Genomic DNA, 21,044 nt, shown 5'->3' on the forward strand with positions numbered 1-21,044 from the left:
ACTTTTTGAGTATCTCGAGATATTCTACAACCGGGTTCGTCGCCACTCCGCACTCGGTTACAAATCACCTGTGGCTTTTGAAAATGAACTATCAACTGTGGCTTAACTCCTTGTCCACTTTTCGGGGTGAACTCCATCATAAACGATTCATACTCTTCTGCAAACGTCTCCTTATGATGATGCCGCGGCTGATTAAGTATGTATTTGCAGACCTTATCCACATCAGCCTTCGACACCGAGAAGGCAGCCGCCGAGTCTTGCCATGAGAAGCGCCCGACGCAAAGCCTGTTTTTGTTTATGAATCGTTCAGAGCTCTCAGCAACGATCGTAGCCAGGTCGTCTTCCGATAATTTCGGAGATCGTGAAACCAGAAAGTGTAAGTGTTCCGGGTTGGCATAAATTGCATATAATTTCGAATCGTTATTATTCACAATGCCGGTAATGTATTTCTCTATTCGCTCCCGGTTCTTTTCGTGAATAACGGGCTGGCGATCCCGTGTTACCATGACGAAATGTGTGTACAGGTTGTTGTACTTTATCTTCACTTATTCCTCAGCGATAAGGTAATAAGGTTGAGAAGGGCTGGTTGCTCTGGTTACTAAGGTCTGTTGGCATGAAGGAGGAACTGCGCATCGATAAGGTTCTTCGTTCGTTCCTCGGGTTTGGTCGTTCAGTATTCTTGTGGGAATAAGGTAATAAGGTTCGTAAGGACGCTTGTAGGTTTTGGTTACTAAGGTCTTTTGACATGAAGTAGCGGCCACCTTCTTATAAGGTTCTGCGGTCCTTCCTTGGGTTCGGCTGTTCAGTGTTCTCATGGAGATCAGAACCTTATTCCCGTCTTCCAACCTTAGTAACACGCCACACTCCTCACGGTCTGACCTTATTAACTTATGCGACATCAGAGTATCTCTTCCTCGCTTGGTCCACAGCGATAAGGTAATAAGGTTGACAAGGGCCGGTTGTTTTGGTTACTAAGGTTCGTTGGAGTGAAGTAGCAACCGCGCATCGATAAGGTTCTTCGTTCGTTCCTCGGGTTTGGTCGTTCAGTATTCTTGTGGGAATAAGGTAATAAGGTTGAGAAGGGCTGATTGCTCTGGTTACTAAGGTCTGTCGGCGTGAAGGAGCGTCTGCGCATCGATAAGGTTCTCCGTTCGCTCGTTGAGTTCGTCTGTTCAATGTTCTCATAGAGATCAAAACCTTATTCCGGTCTTCCAACCTTAGTAACACGCCACACTCCTCATAGCCAAACCTTATTAACTTATGCGGCATCAGAGTATCTCTTCCTCGCTTGGTCCACAACGATAAGGTAATAAGGTGGTACAGCCGTTGTTTGCCCGGGTTACTAAGGTCCGCCACCATGGGATAGTTGTTTATGTTTCCGGTCAGATAGCGATAGTAACATTGGTAGCGGCCCAACTGCCTTGATAAGGTTCTTTCGCTTTTTACTGTAGGCATGGTGAACACTTCCAACTTGCTCCTCACTTTGTAAATAGCTATGAGTCCGCGCGGTTCGACCGTGAAACCTCAAAAGGGCTCGTGAACCGAATCTATATGGAAAGAAAATGTTAGCGGTTTGGTGTCAGGTATTAGCCGATAACTAGAAGCTACTCCTCATGCTTCCTGCTTGTGATGGTATTAAATACGGCATAAAAAGATCGCCCGATCCCGCAAGCCCTTTCAAGTATTGAGCCGTGCTCCCAACGTTTCACGTATACTGCGGAACACTTAGGGAATATAGTCGTCGTTAAAAGGAATCCCAAGAGGAAGAACCAAAGATCTGTGAAGGCGCGCGTGACCGCAGGGATCGATGCAAAGCTCAGGAAAGATAGGAAAAGGAATGTGTCTCCTAACACTCTCAGGTTAACGTCCAAAGTCCTAATTCTTTCAAAACGGGCACACCATCCGGATGGTCGTGAGTGAGTTGATGAATCGTTTTGCTATATGCTTTTCGAAATCCCTTTACATCCACATCTATGCCAATCGGCTGCACAATGTGTTTTTGAAGCATTGCAGTAATGCTGCGTGCTACAACCAAACATAGATGCATAAAAGCGTATATATGAAAATCCTGCTCCACGGTGTCATCAAAATAACTGATGCTGAGAAGAAAAGTATCAATGCTTGTTGCATCTAATCTGGAATGACGGAAGTAGTAGACGGGATTGAGGTGCATAAAGTCATCGTTTATCCTTGAAAGCACAGCACGGATGTCTGCAGAATTGGGAAGGCTTCTCGACTCAAGTTTCCCACCAGAATATTCTCTTTGATATGACTGCCAATCCTCTTCCCGATTCTTCCAGATTTCGGCATACCTCTTATCATCAATCCATTTCCCCATGATCAGGGCTGCTTCAAGTGCCGGACGGAGAAGAACCCACCCCTGATACGAATGTGCCTCCATGAAAGACTCGAATGCATTTCTTATCTGTCGCTGTGCGATACCCATAAAGGGAACGAAACTGACAAGTGTTTTGTCTTGCTTTGTCCTTCCCTTAGACACAGCAACCAAGAGAGCGCTGTAATAATCATCCATCCTTAAGAAATCCTGGAAAATGTTTGAGTATTTGAGTAAAGAATTCTCTCGATTCGCAGCTATTGTACGTCGATAATCGACAAAGGGGTGTTCATTAATGTCCATGCAAAACTATTCTTTCTGTTGTAACTGTTGATGACTCGTTATTCCCAGTTCCGTGGTAGCGATCTGAATAATCGAGCGTTGTTTTATGACGTGTCTGATTAGAACTCACACCGTTAAACACCGAATATCCTTGAAAATACACTCGACTTGCGCTGACTATCTCCGATTCGTGATCCCGTCTTTCCCAGAAGTTCGGTCAGCGATTTTTCAAATTCGCTTGATATATCAGATGCACCACTGCGCGCATGGCCTATTTCATGGAGCAATGTTCCAGCAAACTGTTCCAAACTCCTAAGTTCAGTTCGTTTAATGATGATACTAGATGTAGCAGGATCCCAAAGCCCCGCTGCTTCCACAAAGGCAAAGGATTCCATTCTCATCGTCTCAGAAATCTTTATATGTTTCACGTTGTTTGGCAGTCCGCCTATCTGTTCGACAATTCCTGGAACTGCATCATAAATTGCCTTTTCCGATGGCATTAGAGAATGTGGTTCGATAAACTTGAATTGAAAACTATCGTTCCAATCTGTCTGGAATTGTGATAAGTCTTGAATCACATTGCCAGAAAAATCTTTCTGGCCTGAAATCTTGTCTTTCACGTTGTCGGGGATTGTGACTATTTCAAAACCTGCTTTCTTCGCCTCATCGACATATTTGGGTGCCTGTATAAGCTGGGATGGAGTGATAAATACTACCCTTTCCTGTGAATTCAAAATCTTGGTGGCATGCGCTGATACATCTGCCCATTTGAGTTCATCGTGAATAGTACCGGTTTGAAACTGGCGCAGGTCGTTTACCATACGCTCGGCTACAATTTTCCCTTTAGAAGCAAGTAAAATAGATTTTACTCTCTCTGAATATGCTGTCCGCCCAACGTTTGTTCTCTCTCTGTTAAGGGCTTTCTTAATCGCCGCAGTCAACGAGGTAATATTATAGGAGAACAAGAAATTGTCCTCTTCAGCAACCTTGACTCCGTTTAAGTATATAATGCCTGAGTTGATCTTCTTTTGAAGAACTTCTCCATATTGAGTTTCTTCTAAAGAGGTTTCACCCGAGAATTTCAGAAATAGGTTCTTTGCTTTATCGACATCCGTTTTCGCACAACCCTGTAAAACGAAATCAGTACCAACTATCTCGGGGTCCGTAGCGTCGGAAAGATTGGCGTGCAATGTGATGATGTCCTCGAAATCTTGCTTTTCAGATTTCCCAAGTGTTATATCGTTGAACTTAGATTTTATCAACACCTTGATTCCTCTTCGATCAAAGGTTGCCAACGCATCTTTCAGGCCAACTCCGAACTTACCGATCAACTGCGGATTCTTCAGTTTTTCTTCGTTCTCGTTTTGAGTAAGGTGATCATAACTCAAACCGCGACCAAAGTCACGAATATGCCAGTCGCTGTCTCCATCCTGAAAGATTTGGATATCCTTAGTTCCAGTCAGAACCTGCTCATCAAGAGCATTGGCGATAACCTCCCTAATAGCGTGGTAAACTTCCCAATCCTCAAGAACTTTTTCTATGTTAAGATCAAACTTCTTCATGCTTTTGCACCCATTTCCGTCTCCAATTTATCTAATTCATTTACTGCTGTTGAGTAAGACGACGCCCCCGAACACTTTTGTTGAAGTTCCGCTTGCACAAGTTTTATTGTTTCAATAATCTTGGCGACTCTCCTTGTTTTAGCGGATTCGTTCTTTAGAGTTTCGATTTCTGCCAATCGTGCCCCGGAAAATCTTTTCATGGCGTTAACAAGTGAAGTACAATAGAATTCGTTCAAATCAAACTTGTCTGGATTCTTAAGAAATGAAAATTGATAATCTTGAAGAATACTATTCGGATACATCGTCTTGTGTTGGCTTATAGCCCCTTGAATCAATGTTGGGTATTGCGGATTGTTTTGAGCGCTCCTCAATGTTCCGGTTACTGACTCGTTGAGACCTTGAGGAATCATTAGAAGAAAGTTGTATCGGCTTTCAATTGTTTCAAGATTCTTTGATGATGCGATAATATAGAGAGATTCTAAAGCTTGTACCGCTGCCCTCTGAACGTTCATTGCGAAGAATGTATCCATGATATGTTCCTTTCTGATGATGATAATTGTACGCTGAGTATGAAAACAGGTCGGAAATTGTTCGGACCTGCTTTATGTCCCAGTAAGCGACTGGTACAACTTTTTAACACCAATTTTAGAGTTTAATCGTAGAGCATTACCAAGGTGGTCGATTGCCTTAGTCGTTTCTCCACAACGATTATACGTTTCTCCTAGGAGCCTATGAATAAGCGCTTGGGTGTTTTCTGATACGCCCTTGTCTAAAGCTCGATACAGCATATCAATCACTTCTGAATAGAGTGCAAGTTCCGAACCATGAAGATTGTCCAAAAGAATCTCCGCAATATAAAGGATCTCATATCCTGAACCATTTAGTGCTCGATCTTTTTGCCATTGAGCTATATCTAGAAAGGTACCGTTGAAGCTATACCTGTAAGATGTATTGTCTTTGTAGACAAGAGAGACTGTGCGGTCAGGCCCGTCAAATTTATATTCCTTTGCATGGCCAGTAATTGGAACAAATTTGCCGACCATGTTTTTACTCTCAAGATCAAAGATGCACAGCACATTACTGTCATCTTTATATTCACTACCGGCAGTCCCACAGGCGGCTAGTCGCCCGTCGGTCGACAAACCGTTGTCGTATAGGTTAGCTCTGAATGTTTCCTTAATTAACACATGGCCGGACGGAGAAAAGGCATAAAATGTTCCATTCAACTCATCCCCAAACATCCAATCATTAAGAATAAAAATTCCTGTGTCCGAGACTTTTCCGTCATTGGGTCTCTCCATCTTACCTGTAAGGACAATGTTGGAGCCGTTGAGCAATAAGTATGTGCCCAATCCTTCCTTCCGCGAACCACCAACTCTACCCGAGGGATCGGCATCAGACCAGGCTATAGTGAAACGACCATTAGGTGAACGAGAGCAGGGACCGAAGAAATGTGGTTGATCAACCTCTAAAAAAAGGATGTCCCCGATGGATTTTATTTGAACGTTACTCATTGAGCAATTCCCGCTTGGTTTGGGAGCCTACCAATGTTTGACTAATGCCACCTGCTCTTGCAACGCTATGACCTGTTGCCAAACTCCCTCTTGATGTTTTCCCTCTGCCCTTCCTTACGATCCCGCCATCAGCCCGACACATTGGCAGTGGACCATTCCTGACATTCGTCAGGACAGGCTTGAACGAATATAGATGGTACAGGAGGGAGTGTCAAGCGGAGCGATCAGGGATCAGCTGTCAGTAATCAGCTATCAGCCATCAGCAAGTAGCAGTCAGCTGCTAGGAACTAGCGTTTAGCTAAAAGCTAATAGCTAATTTGCTAACAGCTGCCCCCCGGTTATCAGCTATCCTGCCGCAATCACTTCTTCGGGTGTACCATGCTCTTTATGAATTCCGCGACGGTCGATTTGAAAACCGGCAGGGATTCGGAATTGATATACATCATGTGGCCTGCCTGGAAGTATTTCATGTGAATCCTGTCCTTGATGCCCGGGATGTTGCTTCCGAGGTGATCCATGGTGTACTCGGTCTCAAAGAACGGCGTCGCGAGATCGAAGTAGCCGTTCAGGACTAGAACATTTAAGTATGGGTCTTTCTGCATTACATCTGCCAGCTTCCTGGTCACATCCGGATACCCCATCCATTCCGACCTCCCTTGCGGTTTCCAGTCCCATCTAAAATCCTTGTTGTCGTAGGCGTCCGGGTGATATGTCTGGTCTGTCGGGAAGTTGAGATCCGTATGCAAATAATTCATGAAGTCGGTCACGAATACGGGGCTGATCGTACTGCTCTGCGGGTCGTACTCGGAATATTCGCCGAGAAGATCGGGAGTCGGACCCTGGTAACGGGAATCCAACCTTCCGACCGTCACTCCGCGGCTGCGAAGCAGCTCCTCCGTGAACTGCGGCTCGTTCACCCTCAGATTCGCTTTCAACCAGTACGACTTGGAGATGCCGGTATATTCATTGAGTTTGTCGACGACGTCTTTGAGTTTCGAGCTGTCGATTGAAGCGCCCTCGAAGAGCGCATCCGCATATTCTCCTTTTGCGAATTGCCGAACTGCCACAAGAAAAGAATCGAGATCAGAGACTTGCACGGGAAGTACATGATGGTACCATGATATTGCCGCGTATGTCGGGAGATAAAGTACGTACGGCAAATCGTTGACATTCGTGAAATCGTCCGGCAAAAAGTTTAAGATGGTCGACACGAGAATGACACCGTTCACCTCGATGCCCATGTTTTCGAACAGGTAGTCGGCCACTCCCGCAGACCTCGTAGTTCCGTAGCTCTCGCCCAGAAGAAACTTCGGTGAATTCCATCTATTGTTCGCACCGATATATTGAAAAATAAACTGGCTGACCAACTTAATGTCCTGGTCGACGCCCCAGAAGTCGGAGCCTTTCGCTTTCCCCACAGGCCTGCTGAAACCTGTCCCGACGGGATCCACCATGACCAGGTCCGTCACGTCGAGAATCGAATACGGGTTGTCTTCCATTTTGTACGGAGGTGGCGGAGTCGCTTCCGGATCATCGATCACTACTTTTTTCGGCCCGAGCGCGCCCATATGAAGCCAAATCGAGGATGAACCCGGGCCGCCGTTGTACGCAAACGTTATCGGCCGGTCGTCCTTTGAGCTGACGCCATCTTTTGTATAAGCAACGAACCCGATCAACGCGATTGCGCTGTCCCTGTCATTTTTCAGGAGGAACGTTCCCGCCGTGGCAGTATATGGGATTTGTTCACCGTTGATGGTAATGGTATGGTGTGTCACAACCTGGACAGGTTTTGGTATTCCAGCTTGAGTGGAATCATGTTTCTGTTCTCCCTGCTGGGCGAACCCCGTCATGGCAGAAAGAGAAATCACGAGGACCACGAGAATCGACTTATACATTTCCAACTCCCACTTTTGATTTTTCAACGAGTTCATTTTAAGCGTGGTGGCTTTAGCAAACAAGCTGACCAGTGCTGGGCTACTTTCAAAGTGAAGTGACATTGACAAATTCTCTCACTGTCATTCCGGTCCGACCGCAGGATCGGCGGCCGGATCGTGGGGACATGCTCTTAGCGGGAATCTATCTCCATTCTCCACCATGGATTCCCGATGCCGCCTTGCGGCATGCCGTGAGCGCTTTTTGCGCCATCCCGACATATAAATAATTCTGACGGGACATACTCGTATAGAATAATTGAGCGGCATAGGAGCGTTCGGGAATGACATTTGTGTTTTTTTTGAACGCCGTAGAATACTCAACGATGGGACATTTCAGTAGCGTCAAAATAGCCCACTACCAGCTGACCCCCCTGGCAACAGCTCAGTCACCTTGCGAAGGTTTCACAGCTATCTCTCAGATACCTTCGCAAGGTTTCAGCGCCGCAGAACACAGCAAGCCCGACGCGCGCCTGACGGTCCGTGTCTATTCTTTCGGATTATCATTCGCTTCGGGGAAGGACCTCATGTTATGCCACATGCGCTTCACCCGCTCGACTCCGACAAAGAGGTACAACCCGAAAAGAGTCACCAGGAAAGAGCCGATGATGCTGAACCACGATGCCGCTGAATAGCGCGATCCGTACGGGCCGCTCGCGATCGAGATCCTGTCAAGCAGCTGTCCCACAGATATGCATGTTCGCTCGAGCGATAACCCGAATATGAGAAGTCCGATCCCCGAAAAGATCATGGACTCGAGTTCGTCAGAAGTTGCGCGGCCCTCCTCCGTCTCCTCTCCCTCTTCATCCTGAACTTCCCCGCCCCTCAACACTCTGTCGGCAACCGTGCCGGCGAACACGAACATCAGCACCCCGATCAGAAGGTACAATATGAAACTTACCCCCAGACCCCATAGTGCGGCGACCGGCCCCATGTTCTCCGTACGATAGCTGGCTGCAACCGAAACGAACTGGATCATCTGCCTGAACGATTCCAGGACGAAGAATATGGCAATCAGCCTCAATCCGACAAAGGAGAAGTCTCGTGGTTTCATCCGTTCACCTTTCGTTTTTGTAACTGCGACTCACCATTGGAGTATCAGAATCCCATAGAACTCTATACAGCTGAGTCGTAGTCGCGTTCTTCCGGAGATTTCCCGCCGCCCTTCCATGAGATTCCGCCATCAGCCCGACCCTTAGGCAGCGGACCATTCCTTCCTGTCGTCAGGACAGGCTTGAACGAATATAGATTGCACGAAACGGAGTGTCAAGAGGAGCGGTCAGCAATAGGCCATCAGCGATCAGAGATCAGGGATCAGTGATTAGCCATTAGAAGTTAGCTGTTAGCTAAATGCTAAGAGCTAAATTCCTAAGTGCTAACCCCTCGCTCCCTTTCCCAACAGGCAACTCTTCCCCGAATAATAGTCGCACTCCTGACAATGCGGAGTACGGACCGGCAGAGACTTCTCCAGCCCGCCCGGAATAAAGCCGCTCGGCGATTCTATTTTCTTTATCTCGCGAATCATTCCTTCCATCTCTTTTTCGAATTCACCGATCTCCGTCCGCGTGTACTTCTTTGTAAGATATTTCCCCGGCTCGCGCGTGAATATTATAGTGGCGTCGAATTCGTCCTGCTCCGGCGCGAGACTCGCACAAAGAGTCACGTAAAATTTCATTTGGACATCGTAGTCTGAAAAAATTTCGGAAGCAGGGCGATCGAGCCGGTTTGTCTTGTAATCGTAAATGTGATATCCTTTTTCATCCTTAACCAACAAATCGAGTGTCCCCGTAAGAAAATCACTCCCGAACTTTCTAGTTATGGTCTGCTCGTAAAATTTCTCTCCGCCATTTATGATTTGACCGAGTGTCTGAATCGCATTATGAACGTTTTCACTCACCGTCCCGACGAGCTCGTCCAACCCGACACCCTCTTCTTCCGCAATGCGGGATTTGATCGAAATCTCCGATGCAGATTTTATGGCATCGTCTCCGGATTTCCCGCCCGACAAAATCAGCTGGAGGACTTCGTGTATGATCTCGCCCTTTAACGTCGACTTGATCGTATCGCTGAAGTCAAAGTCGTCGGCCGATCCGGCTTTCGCTCCCGGAACGGGCATTCCCAGGAGATACCTGAGGAAATATTTCGTTGGACATAACTTGAACGTCTGGAGGAGCGTCGCCGAATACATCTCGCCGTCTATCTCCGCGGGAACTGGACCAAGGAACAGTTCTCCAAGCCGACGGGTCGCGGTCTTCCCGCGCGGGACTGACACTTTTACCTCAGGGAGCCCGGTCTGTATCTTCACGCGCACCCCCGGGAGATCGTAGTAACTGTCGCCCGGAATTTTTGAGAAATCCATTCTCTTCGCGATTATGTCGCCGAAGCATCCGATGCCCGGCTTTGGAGCGCTCTTCCTCCGCTTCGTTGTGAGAACGACCTTGTCCATCGCCCGAGTGCATGCCACATAGAAAAGTCTTGCGGTCTCCGCCTGCTCGCTCAGGTCCTCGAGCCGCCTGTAAATATTCATCTCGGGCGGGAATTCCCCTGAGATGACCGGCAGTACACCGACATTATCGTTAATGATTAGATCGTCTCCGCGGTTTGTACGCGAATCGCAGAAGGGGATGAACACAACTGGAAACTCGAGTCCCTTCGCGGCGTGGACCGTCATGATCTTCACAGCGTCCACGTTCTCTTCAAATGCCGCCTGCCCTTCGCGCGCGTTTACCTTGAGATATTTTATGCGTTCGACGAAGTCATAAAGATTATTGAACCCGCGTCCTTCGAACTCGCGCGCAATACCCATGAGTTTCCTGAGGTTTGCAATCCGCTGTCCGCCTGTAGGCGACTGCAAATACGCTCCGAGCCAGCCGGTTCGCCCGAGGATCCTGTCAAGAAGCTGGGGTATTGTAAGCCGGTGAGCCAGGTCGATCTCTTCGTCCAGAACTGCGACCGCGTACTTCGTTTCTTCCGTCCCTTTTTCCGATTGCGCAAAACTTTTTAACCGCTCTAAGAGCGTCCTTCCGCCGCAGAAGGACATTTCAAATAATTCATTTTCTGAAATGCCGAAGAAAGGAGACCTGAGAACGGTCAGAAGTGAAATGTCGGAATTGTTGTCGAGGAGGAAAGAGAGATAAGCGGTCAGGTCGTAGACTTCCTGGGACGAATAGAACCCGATCCCCGAGCTCACGATATACGGCACTCTGTACCTGGTCAGCGCTTCTTCGAGGAGCGCGAGTCGCACACGCGACCTCAAGAGAATGGCGACGTCGCCAAACTTTATCTCCTTCAGTCCTTCTGAAGACTTCACGTCCTTGCGCTTTTCTTTCGAGTCGACCATTGTCCTTATACGAGAAGCAGTAAACGCAGCCTGCAACTCATCCGCTTTGAGAGCCAACGCCCTCTCTGGTGCTTCTTCGGTTTCGTCCTCGGATGAATACTCCTCAGGTATGAAGATCTCGACGGGATCCGCCTTCCCCTCCGTGCGCTTCGGGACCAGAGCATCGTAACCGGTCCGAGGAGGCATGATACCGTAATCACCTGATGAACTCATTACGCCCGAGAACATTTCGTTCACGAATGAAGCGATGCCGGTATTCATCCGAAAGCTTTCTGTGAGCGAGACGCTCTTGCCGTCGGGCAACCCGACAAGATCGTTTTCGGTTTTCCTGGAGACTTCGACCTGCGCGTTCCTGAAACGATATATCGATTGTTTCGGGTCGCCTACCACGAACAGTTTCGCGGCGCCTGAAAAATCTCTCAGTATGCTCCTGAAAATATCGTACTGCAAAAAATTCGTGTCCTGGAATTCGTCGACCATTATGTGAGAGAATCTCGACGCGAGCATCTCTTTCACCGCCTCATTTGAACGGAGCAACCGCACCATGAAGATTTGGAGGTCGTCGAAGTCGAGAGCTCCCATCGCGTATTTCTTCCGCGAGTAGTTTGACGCGCTCACTTCATACAACTGCATCATGACTTTCAGCATTCCGAGATATTCCGCGGGAGAGGTCTTTACTGTGCCGCCGGAACTCTTTCTGAACGGCGAATACGCGAGATCGAGTAGTCCCGCCGCACTATCCGGAATTCCAGCGACACCGGATTTCATTTTCACTTTTTTCCTGACAGTGCCATCCTTCGTGAGAAGTATTTCGAGGAGATCGGAAAGCGGCTTGAGAATTTCCGCGACACCCACATTCTTTACGGAGATTGCATTCTCAAGTGAAATAACCGCATCCCCGAATCCGTCATTTCTCGCGAGGTCTACGAATTCTCTGACTATCTTCACTACTTCACTTGCTATTCCGGTCCAGCTTTTGCGAATCTCGTCTTCATCCAGCAGCAGAGGTTTTTTCGCAATCTCGAGATGTTCGATCTTTTCTCTTCCCGCCAGGAGCAATTGAAGAAGCTCCATCGTTTTCTTGTAACCGATGCGGACAAGGAAGTTGTGCGCCTTCCGGTCCTGCTCCTCAGTATTTGTGCGCTCCTCAACCAGCTTGCTTCGAATGGCCTCATCGCAAGATTCTTCTTTGAGTGTGGCGGCGTCGAATTCCTCGAGGACTTTGAAATTTGCGTCTATCCCCGCTTCTACCGGAAACTCTCTCAAGATTTGGGAGCAGAACGAATGGATCGTACTTATGTTTGCTTCGAGCATCTTTCGAGATGCCCGCCGCAGGAGACGGGCGCGTTCGGAGTTTCCCGGTTTCTGCCCGGGGACGGAAATCTCGGAGGATATCCTCTCGATTACTTTCTGCCGGAGCTCGAGCGCCGCCTTATCCGTGAACGTGAGACAAAGAATGTTTTCGATGTCGACACCGCCGCCGACAGCTTCCACGTACCGCTCGACGAGGACTCGCGTCTTGCCAGAGCCGGCGTTCGCGGTTACCGAAATGTGCTTCTCTAACTCGAGCGCTTCCCTTTGCCTCTCTGTCAGTCCTACCATTTTATACCGGTGAGGAGTTCCTTCCATTTCCTGTAGAGTTGCGCCGTGGCTATCACGTCGCCCATGCAGTACTCGGCGATATCGACAAACTTCTTCTGCCGGAAGTAATCGTTGATGTCGTATCCCGTCATGCCGTGCGACTTGGGACTCTCAATCCCGAAGGACTTGCAGTAGAAGTCGAGATTGAATCGCCGTGTAGCCCCGTGGTAGCTTAACTCCTCGAGAAGGTCGACATGGTGCGGCATCTGGTACCTGGTTCCCGCCATCAGGTCCCTCGTTGGCTTGATTCCGAGTATCGCCGAGCGAAGCATTATAAACGGACAGTCGAAGCTCCTGCCGTTGAATGTAATGTAGTCGTCAAAATGTGAAATGTATTCCCAGAATTTCTCGAGTATTCTCCTCTCGTCCCCGGCAACGTACGTGAATGTTTTGTCGCCGTCTTTCCGCTCCGTCTCCGATTCTTCATCCGCCATGTACAGAGAGCTGCCGCTCCCGGACTCGACATTGAGAAGAGAGATCGCCACTATCCTGGCTGTGAGGGGCCAGAGATTGAACTGCTTAATGAGTTCGTCGCGCGCTTCCTGGCGCTTCTCGTCGTCGTCCTCTTTCTCAGCGTTCTTCATAAGGTAATCGATCTGAGCCTTGTCGAAATCCTCAGGCGGGAACCCCGCCGTTTCAATATCGAATACAACCGCCGCCATTTCTCCCTCCTGACTTTTTTGGATCTACTGTTCCGCGTTTATCTCGAGCTGGACAATGTCGTAGCCCTTCTTCGACTCCAGCACGCCGAATACGACTCCGGAGAAAACCATGACCATGCCGATGAGGAAAGCACCTGTCGAGAGATAATGAAGCTCCACGAACCCCTGGAACAGAGCGACTCCAAGGAGAAGCGAGCTCAGGACGAAGAAAGCGGCCGCGATGGAATAGCTCATGACGGAGTTTCTCACGAGTCTCGCGCGCTCACCGAGATGCTTCAACTGTCTGGCGGTGCTCTCGAGGCGAAGATTTTCCTCGGGGGTGAAGTTGCGGTCGACCGCTCGGCTTGTAAGCCGTCGCTTCTCGTCGTTTATGAGTCGAATCCGGTTGAGAACGCTCGAGTACTTATTGTTCGCGCCGAGAAGGAGGAGTCCGCACGCGCTAATCATCACCGCAGGCGACAGCATTAACTGGATAAGTTTCGACGCGTCCAGACTTTGATCTGATCCTAACATAGCGTTATCCCGTTTCTATTAAATAATCTCTTGTGATCTGACATCCCGCCTCTTCAATCAATTTCTCATTTGAGGAGGAGAAAGCAAAACTTTTCGCGCGGATTGGCTCGCTTGTTGGTTTTTTCATCCGCACGAGAAGACAGCATATCACGAGAATATTTTCAGAATCATCGTCAACGATCATCGAGCAATGTATTTCCCGATCCAGTTGAGGACAGTATGGTACCACAACTTGGAGTCCTGCGGCTTTACGACGAAATGATATTCGTTCGGGAAATAGAGCATTTCGGACGGAACTCCCTGCATCTGCAGCGCCGTAAAGAGCTGGAAGCCCTGGCTCACGTCGAGCCGGAAATCGTTCTGGCTGTGGATCACGAGCATCGGCGTCTTGAAGTTCTGGACGTAACTGCTTGGAGACCATTTGTGATACAAGGTCGGGTTCGACCAGGGCGTGCCTTTCAACTCCCAGATCGGGAACCACAATTCTTCCGTCGACCCGAACATGCTCGCCGCGTCATACACTCCATCGTGGCTCACAAGACATTTGAATATTCCCCTGTCGTTGTGGCCTTCCATCCAATTCATCATGTAACCGCCGTACGAAGCGCCCGCGGCCGCGATCCTGTTTCTGTCTATAAATGAATAATGACTGGTGACGTAATCGACTCCGTTCATCAAGTCGGTGAAGACTCTCCCTCCCCAGTCTCCGCTTATCTCGTTTGTAAATTCCTGGCCGTAACCGGTCGAGCCGCGCGGGTTAACCATGACAGCCACATATCCCGGCGCAGCGAAAAGCTCGGCGTTCCACCTGTAGTGGAATTCGTCCAGCCATTGTCCCTGCGGACCTCCGTGGACGAGATACACCATCGGGTACTTGGCGTGCGGATCGAAGTTGGGCGGCTTGATAATAAACCCTTCGACTCTCGTCCCGTCCGCTCCCTTGAACCAGAACGGCTCCCACGGATTCATGTCGAGCTGACCGAGGAGTACGTCGTTTGCGTGAGTGAGCTGGGTTAGCGACCGGGATGAAAGATCGAGCCCATAAATATCATTCGGATGAGTAACTGTCTGTTTCAGAAAAATCAATCCGCTTCCGTCGGGCGTTATCGAGAGATCTGTCGCGGTGAACTTGTCCGTGATTTTCGTGACCCGTCCTGAAGTCGCGTCAGCCCGATAAATATTATGATAGCCTTCGTCGTCTGAGTTGAAGTAGAGGTTCTTGCTGTCCGGAGACCAGATGACTTCATCCACGGATCGATCGTATTTGTCCGTGAGGTTTATGATGGTTCCATCCTTCCTGTCGTACAGCATTAGTCGCGACCTGTCAGATTCAAATCCCGCGGTCAATTGCGCACGATAAGCTATATATCTCCCGTCGGGTGAGTAAAGAGGTTGATTGTCGTTCGACGGGTTTGTGGTAATTCTATTTGCCTTTCCGCCCGTGACACTGACGGTGAAGAGATCGTTGTTCGTGCTTACCGCTACCATGCGATCTGTGTTGCGCACAAAACACACTTCCTTGCTGTCGGGAGAGAACGCGTAATCCATTCTTCCACCAAGATCGATCGGCGGCGTGTCGTAATCGCCGGGTGTCAGGTCGACTGTCGTGCTGCTGTCGACATTGACCACGAAGAGATGACTCCGCTTGCCGTCTTTCCAGTAATTCCAGACTCTGTATGGTAGGCTCGTGAATAATTTTGCCTTCACCTTGCTCTCTTCGACTTGCTTGGCACGCACGGCATTGCACGAATCCGAATTGCAATCCGGATAAACATCCGAAGTGAATGCAATGTACTTCCCGTCCGGCGACCACAGGAGACCGCCCGTGCCAAGTGCAATATGTGTCAGCTCCGTGACATTCGAACCGGTTGCAGTTGAAATATAGATCTGCGATGTCCCTGTCGAGTCGTCGGCAACAAATGCTAGATCTTTTCCGTCGGGCGACCAGACCGGATCGCTGCTCGACTTCATGCCGTTGCTTAACTCGCTCGATTCGCCTCCGCCAACCGGGACAAGATAGATCCTGGATGTTCCTTTGTTCTGTTCCATATCGTATGACGTGATGACATACGCAACGGTTTTTCCGTCGGGAGAGACTTGCGGAGCGGAGACTCTATTCATCTTCCACATATCTTCGACGGTTATCGGGCGCTTCTGCGCGTTTGTAAGTGTTTGAAAAAGGAGAAGAGCGAGAAATGATACTGCGGCTCTCTTCAACATGACTGGCTCCAGTTCGGTTAATGAATTGATTGAACAAATTTAAGTCTCACTAGCTGAATATTCGCGGTTGAATTTGAGCTGAGGTCAACTCACCGATCAGGTGACGGATGTCCCCGCGCTCTCTGCGTCCTCTGCGGCTAAGAACTCCTCCGTGCCTAACCGCAAAGTACGCATAGATGTGATTCTCCCATCTACTTGCCAAAGGGGGCGATCAAAAGGAGGCAAGTCATCGCTACCGTCTAAATTCCTGTTCGACGGAATTTATCTGCGGAATAACTACAAATAGCCGAAAAAATCAGGATTCCCGGGGGAAAAGCTTCAATCTTGACTTTAAAATCCAGATTAGGTAAAATAATACTGACGCCGGCCTGGAACCGGCTCGCGATTTTAGTTTGGAGAATTTAATGAAGAACAGCAGCAACGATCTTACTGTCGAACAGCTAGCCAACAGCGAATACAAGTACGGATTCGTCTCTGACGTCGAGGAAGAGAAAATCCCAAAGGGTCTGGACGAGGATGTAATCCGGCTCATCTCGAAGAAAAAGAACGAGCCCGAATGGATGCTCGAGTGGCGGCTTAAGTCTTACCGGCACTGGCTCACGATGAAGGAACCGCACTGGTCGAACGTGAAGTACGGTCCGATCGACTACCAGGACATCATTTATTACGCCGCCCCAAAAAGGAAACCACAGCTCAATGACCTCGGCGAAGCGGACCCGAGTCTCGTCAAGGCCTTTGAAAAGCTGGGAATCCCGATCGAAGAACAGAAGCGGCTTGCCGGCGTTGCTGTGGACGCGGTGTTCGACAGTGTTTCGGTCGCGACTACATTCAAAGAAAAGCTGAGCGAGCTCGGAATTATTTTCTGCTCGATGTCGGAAGCTCTTCAGAAATATCCTGACCTTGTAAGGAAGTATCTTGGAACGGTAGTACCGTACACGGATAATTTTTTCGCGTCACTCAACTCGGCTGTGTTCAGCGACGGCTCATTTGCATATGTACCGAAGGGCGTCCGCTGTCCGATGGAACTATCGACTTATTTTCGTATTAACGCTTCCGAGACAGGCCAATTCGAAAGAACTCTCATCGTCGCGGAAGATGGCGCGTATGTCAGCTACCTCGAGGGATGTACGGCACCCATACGGGACACGAACCAGCTTCACGCCGCGGTGGTGGAGCTCATCGCGCTTGATGACGCGGAAATAAAATATTCGACCGTTCAGAATTGGTATCCCGGCGACAAGGAAGGCAAGGGCGGAATTTACAACTTCGTCACCAAGCGCGGCGCGTGCAGGGGAGTCAATTCCAAAATTTCCTGGACACAGGTCGAGACCGGTTCCGCAATCACCTGGAAATATCCGAGCTGTTTGCTGCAGGGCGATAATTCTGTCGGTGCATTTTACTCGGTCGCAATGACAAATAACCTTCAGCAGGCGGACACCGGCACTAAGATGATACACATCGGAAAGAACACCAGGAGTACTATTATTTCAAAAGGCATCTCTGCGGGACGAAGCAACAACAGTTACCGCGGCCAGGTAAGAATCACGAAGAAAGCTGAGAACGCCCGGAACTACTCGCAGTGCGATTCTCTTCTCATCGGTGATAAATGCGGCGCTCATACCTTCCCGTACCTGGAGACGAACAATCCCACGGCGCAGGTTGAGCACGAAGCCACGACATCAAAGATCGGTGCGGATCAGATATTCTATTTGAACCAACGGGGAATCTCGACCGAAGACGCGGTCAGGATGATAGTGAATGGGTACTGCAAAGAAGTCTTCAAGCAGCTCCCGATGGAATTCGCGGTTGAGGCGACGCGTCTCCTCGGGATGAGCCTCGAAGGAAGTGTCGGTTGAGGAGCAGCTATGAGCCGTCAGCAGTCAGCTTTAAGCAGGTGGAATTGCCGCACATCGCGCCATGCCATATGCGCATTGCTCTCTGCTCCATGCGCTTTGCGCGAATAATTGAATTTAGAACTATCGGTGAATGATGTTAGAAATTAAAAACTTGTTTGTCTCTGTCGAAGGCAAGGAAATCCTGAAGGGTATCTCTCTTTCTGTCCATGCCGGTGAGGTTCATGCGATAATGGGACCGAACGGTTCAGGCAAGAGCACGCTCGCGAATGTGCTCGCCGGCCGATCGGACTACAAAATCACCGCGGGCGAAGTGACTTACGAAGGCAAAGATCTTCTTGCCATGACTCCGGAAGTAAGGGCTCGTGAAGGCCTGTTCCTGGCGTTCCAATATCCAGTGGAGCTGCCGGGCGTAAACAACACCACATTCCTCCGCACGGCACTTAACGAGATCAGAAGGTACCGCGGCGAAGCGGAGATCAGTGCGGGCGCATTCCTTTCTCTCCTCAAGAAGAGAATGCAGCTTGTAGAAATGCCCGACACGCTATTGAGCCGCGCGGTCAATGAAGGTTTTTCAGGCGGCGAGAAAAAGAGGAACGAAATCCTCCAGATGGCCGTACTCGGACCGAAACTCGCCATACTCGACGAGACCGACTCCGGACTCGATATCGACGCTTTGAGGACGGTGGCAAACGGCGTCAACAAACTCAGGACAAAGGAAAATGCGATAGTTCTCGTCACGCATTACCAGAGACTTTTAAACTACATCGTTCCCGACTTCGTGCACGTTCTTTACCAGGGTAAGATCGTGAAATCCGGCGGCAAGGAGCTGGCACTCGAGCTTGAGGAAAAGGGATACGATTGGGCAAAGGACAAAAACGAGATTGTCACCGCAGATTAACGCAACAAATATCAATTAAAAGAAGATTGGATGCCTGATACAAGCAGTATTAAGAACTGGTACTTGACTTTATTCAAGGATTTCGAAAACCAGTTGAACGGAGAGAAATCGGGAGCATTTCACAGGTTCCGGAAAGAGGCGATAGATCGGTTCGCGCATCTCGATTTTCCCGACACACACCAGGAAGACTGGCGGTTCACGGACATCGGTCCGATACTGGAGCATAGCTTTGCGTTCGCGCCCGGCACCAATCCATCGGCACCCGACAAGAATGTTCTGGAGCGAAACCGGTTGTCGAGCGGCCACACACTCGTATTCGTAAACGGCTTCATTAATGAAAACGCGTCCGACATTTCTTCGCTTCCTGATGGAGTGACTGCCGGAAGTCTCGCACGTCTGCTCAAATCTGGCGACTCGTCTGCCGTCGAGAATGTCCGCCGTTATGCGCCTGCGGTCGAAGACGCTTTCACTGCGCTCAACTCCGCGTTTGCCGTCGACGGCGCGTACATTGCGGTACCCGACAACACCACCGTTGAAGATCCGATAAATGTGATTTTCATTTCTCAACCGACCGATAAAATCATTATCCAGCCGAGGAACCTTGTGATCGCAGGCAGAAACTCCCGCGTGAAAGTCATCGAACAGTATGTGGGTGCGAACGACGGGGTGTACTTCACAAATGCCGTCACGGCAATACACGGCTCGGAAGGCTCGACAATCGACTCGACGATCGTGCAATCGGAAAGCCGGAACTCGTACCACGTCGCGACGACGGCGGCGTCTCTGGAATCCGGCGCCGGGTATACGTCGCACGCGATCTCTCTCGGCGCGAAAATATACCGGCACAACCTGAACGTAGCCCTGACCGGCGAAGGAAGCAGCACGAACCTCGAAGGATTGTATTTACTATCGGGCGACCAGCTTTCCGACACTCACTCGTTCATAGATCACATTGCGCCGCATTGCACGAGCGGGGAGCATTATAAAGGAATACTAGACGGCAGGTCGCGAGGCGTTTTTAACGGGAAGATCATGGTGCGCAAAGGCGCGCAGCAAACCAACTCGTACCAGGAAAACAGGAACATAATTTTATCGAACGACGCGAAGGTGGACACCAAACCGCAGCTAGAAATATTTGCAGACGATGTGAAATGCTCGCACGGCGCGACCGTCGGACAGCTTAGCAAAGAATCGATGTTTTACCTGAGATCGCGCGGCATCAGCGAAGAGGAAGCTCGGCTCATATTGATTTACGCTTTCGCGAGCGACGTGCTGAAAGACATGACCACCGATGAGTTGAAGACCAGACTTGAGAATTTACTTTCTCAGAGATTCCTCGGGACTGAGAAGTGATTCGGCCCCCGGAATCATCCCTATCGACATGAAGAGGGAGTAATGGAACAGGCAGATAAAAAAGTAATAGAAGACAAGGTGATCGAGGCAGTCAAGGAGTGCTTCGATCCGGAGATACCGGTGAACATCTGGGAGCTCGGCCTGATATACGAGATCGATGTCAACGATGACCCGGTTGTCAACATAAAGATGACACTGACTGCGCCGGGATGTCCTGCGGCGCGTTCGCTTCCGATCGAAGTGCATGAGCGAGTAGCACAGATACCGGAGGTGAAGGATGTGAATGTCGAAATAGTCTGGGATCCGCCGTGGACGCCCGAGATGATGTCACAGGAAGCGAAACTGGAATTAGGATTTATGTAAAATGGCAGCCGCGGAACATCGCACCGATTGCCGTTCAACAAATAAAACGAGTTGAGGACAAATGAAAGTCACCGCACAGGAAGAGTACGGATTGCGCTGCCTATTGCGCATCGGGAGTACCAATCTCCCGGAAGGAATGACAATACCGGATATCAGCCAGCTGGAAGGTCTCAGTCCCGCGAATGTGGCGAAGCTCCTGCGAATACTTCGGCTCGGCGGGTTCATCGGGAGTGCCCGCGGTCGATCGGGCGGTTATAAACTCGCACGACCGGCTGAGAATATAATCGTGGGTGAAGTGCTGGCTGCACTCGGCGGAAGAATTTATAACCCCACGTTCTGCGACGCCCACACCGGAACAAACCCGGTCTGCAATCATATTATCGACTGCTCGATGCGATCGCTATGGCGATCGATACAGAACGCGCTAGATGTCGTTCTCAGCAAGGTTACTCTTAAAGACATGCTCGGGAACGAAAAAGTTGTGACGGATCTTGTTATGGCATTGAGCAGCAGTATAGGTGAGCAGCAGTCGGTGAATTGAGAAACGCCATAACGAGCTTCTCTCCCATCGCGG

General features: G+C 49.6%; 16 protein-coding genes and 1 pseudogene. 6 read left to right on the forward strand and 11 right to left on the reverse strand.

Annotation, left to right across the window (positions count from 1 at the left end):
* A partial coding sequence (locus VIS48_02960) for an IS3 family transposase (protein ID HEY9165101.1) occupies positions 1–106 on the forward strand: 106 nt, incomplete at its 5' end.
* Between the two features lie 142 nt (positions 107–248).
* On the opposite strand, the pseudogene VIS48_02965 reads toward VIS48_02960, so the two are convergent.
* The 11 genes and pseudogenes from VIS48_02965 to VIS48_03015 form a co-directional block, all read right to left on the reverse strand.
* Positions 249–506: pseudogene (locus VIS48_02965) on the reverse strand (transposase).
* Positions 507–1,855: 1,349 nt separating this feature from the next.
* Positions 1,856–2,533, reverse strand: a complete 678-nt coding sequence (locus VIS48_02970) for a hypothetical protein (protein HEY9165102.1) — start codon at positions 2,531–2,533, stop codon at positions 1,856–1,858.
* 218 nt (positions 2,534–2,751) lie between these two features.
* The gene (locus VIS48_02975; protein HEY9165103.1) at positions 2,752–4,179 is read right to left on the reverse strand and encodes an ATP-binding protein; all 1,428 of its coding nucleotides are present in this window, start codon (positions 4,177–4,179) and stop codon (positions 2,752–2,754) included.
* Positions 4,176–4,709 (reverse strand): hypothetical protein, encoded by a 534-nt coding sequence (locus tag VIS48_02980; protein HEY9165104.1) that lies wholly within the window; start codon positions 4,707–4,709, stop codon positions 4,176–4,178. Before VIS48_02980 ends, VIS48_02975 begins: the two co-directional genes overlap by 4 nt.
* A 72-nt stretch (positions 4,710–4,781) precedes the next feature.
* Positions 4,782–5,693, reverse strand: a complete 912-nt coding sequence (locus VIS48_02985) for a hypothetical protein (GenBank protein ID HEY9165105.1) — start codon at positions 5,691–5,693, stop codon at positions 4,782–4,784.
* A gap of 359 nt (positions 5,694–6,052) precedes the next feature.
* On the reverse strand, positions 6,053–7,588 hold the full coding sequence (locus tag VIS48_02990) for a carboxypeptidase (GenBank protein ID HEY9165106.1): 1,536 nt from the start codon (positions 7,586–7,588) through the stop codon (positions 6,053–6,055).
* Positions 7,589–8,111: 523 nt separating this feature from the next.
* Positions 8,112–8,678 carry a hypothetical protein gene (locus VIS48_02995; GenBank protein ID HEY9165107.1) on the reverse strand — a complete coding sequence of 189 codons (567 nt, stop codon included), beginning with the start codon at positions 8,676–8,678 and terminating at the stop codon, positions 8,112–8,114.
* 321 nt (positions 8,679–8,999) lie between these two features.
* Positions 9,000–12,566, reverse strand: a complete 3,567-nt coding sequence (locus tag VIS48_03000) for a UvrD-helicase domain-containing protein (GenBank protein ID HEY9165108.1) — start codon at positions 12,564–12,566, stop codon at positions 9,000–9,002.
* Positions 12,560–13,267, reverse strand: coding sequence for a ribonuclease H-like domain-containing protein (locus tag VIS48_03005; GenBank protein ID HEY9165109.1), 708 nt, complete (start codon positions 13,265–13,267; stop codon positions 12,560–12,562). Before VIS48_03005 ends, VIS48_03000 begins: the two co-directional genes overlap by 7 nt.
* Positions 13,268–13,291: 24 nt before the next feature.
* Positions 13,292–13,780: a DUF2721 domain-containing protein gene (locus VIS48_03010; GenBank protein HEY9165110.1), complete on the reverse strand. Its 489-nt coding sequence runs from the start codon at positions 13,778–13,780 to the stop codon at positions 13,292–13,294.
* Positions 13,781–13,960: 180 nt separating this feature from the next.
* Complete coding sequence (locus VIS48_03015; protein ID HEY9165111.1) at positions 13,961–16,000, reverse strand: S9 family peptidase; 2,040 nt, start codon at positions 15,998–16,000, stop codon at positions 13,961–13,963.
* Between the two features lie 404 nt (positions 16,001–16,404).
* Here VIS48_03015 and sufB point away from each other — a divergent pair, with 404 nt between their 5' ends.
* The 5 genes from sufB (at position 16,405) to VIS48_03040 (ending at position 21,011) form a co-directional block, all read left to right on the forward strand.
* Positions 16,405–17,856: a Fe-S cluster assembly protein SufB gene (gene sufB, locus VIS48_03020; protein ID HEY9165112.1), complete on the forward strand. Its 1,452-nt coding sequence runs from the start codon at positions 16,405–16,407 to the stop codon at positions 17,854–17,856.
* A gap of 133 nt (positions 17,857–17,989) precedes the next feature.
* Positions 17,990–18,754 (forward strand): Fe-S cluster assembly ATPase SufC, encoded by a 765-nt coding sequence (sufC, locus tag VIS48_03025; GenBank protein ID HEY9165113.1) that lies wholly within the window; start codon positions 17,990–17,992, stop codon positions 18,752–18,754.
* 30 nt (positions 18,755–18,784) lie between these two features.
* Positions 18,785–20,107 (forward strand): Fe-S cluster assembly protein SufD, encoded by a 1,323-nt coding sequence (sufD, locus tag VIS48_03030; protein ID HEY9165114.1) that lies wholly within the window; start codon positions 18,785–18,787, stop codon positions 20,105–20,107.
* A 42-nt stretch (positions 20,108–20,149) separates the two neighbouring features.
* Positions 20,150–20,470, forward strand: a complete 321-nt coding sequence (locus VIS48_03035; GenBank protein HEY9165115.1) for an SUF system Fe-S cluster assembly protein — start codon at positions 20,150–20,152, stop codon at positions 20,468–20,470.
* A 61-nt stretch (positions 20,471–20,531) separates the two neighbouring features.
* Entirely contained in the window at positions 20,532–21,011 is a 480-nt protein-coding gene (locus tag VIS48_03040) for an Rrf2 family transcriptional regulator (GenBank protein ID HEY9165116.1), read from the forward strand.
* Positions 21,012–21,044: the final 33 nt, after the last annotated feature.

This window comes from Candidatus Kryptoniota bacterium (assembly GCA_036567965.1).
GTDB lineage: Bacteria > Bacteroidota > Ignavibacteria > Kryptoniales > JAKASW01 > JAKASW01.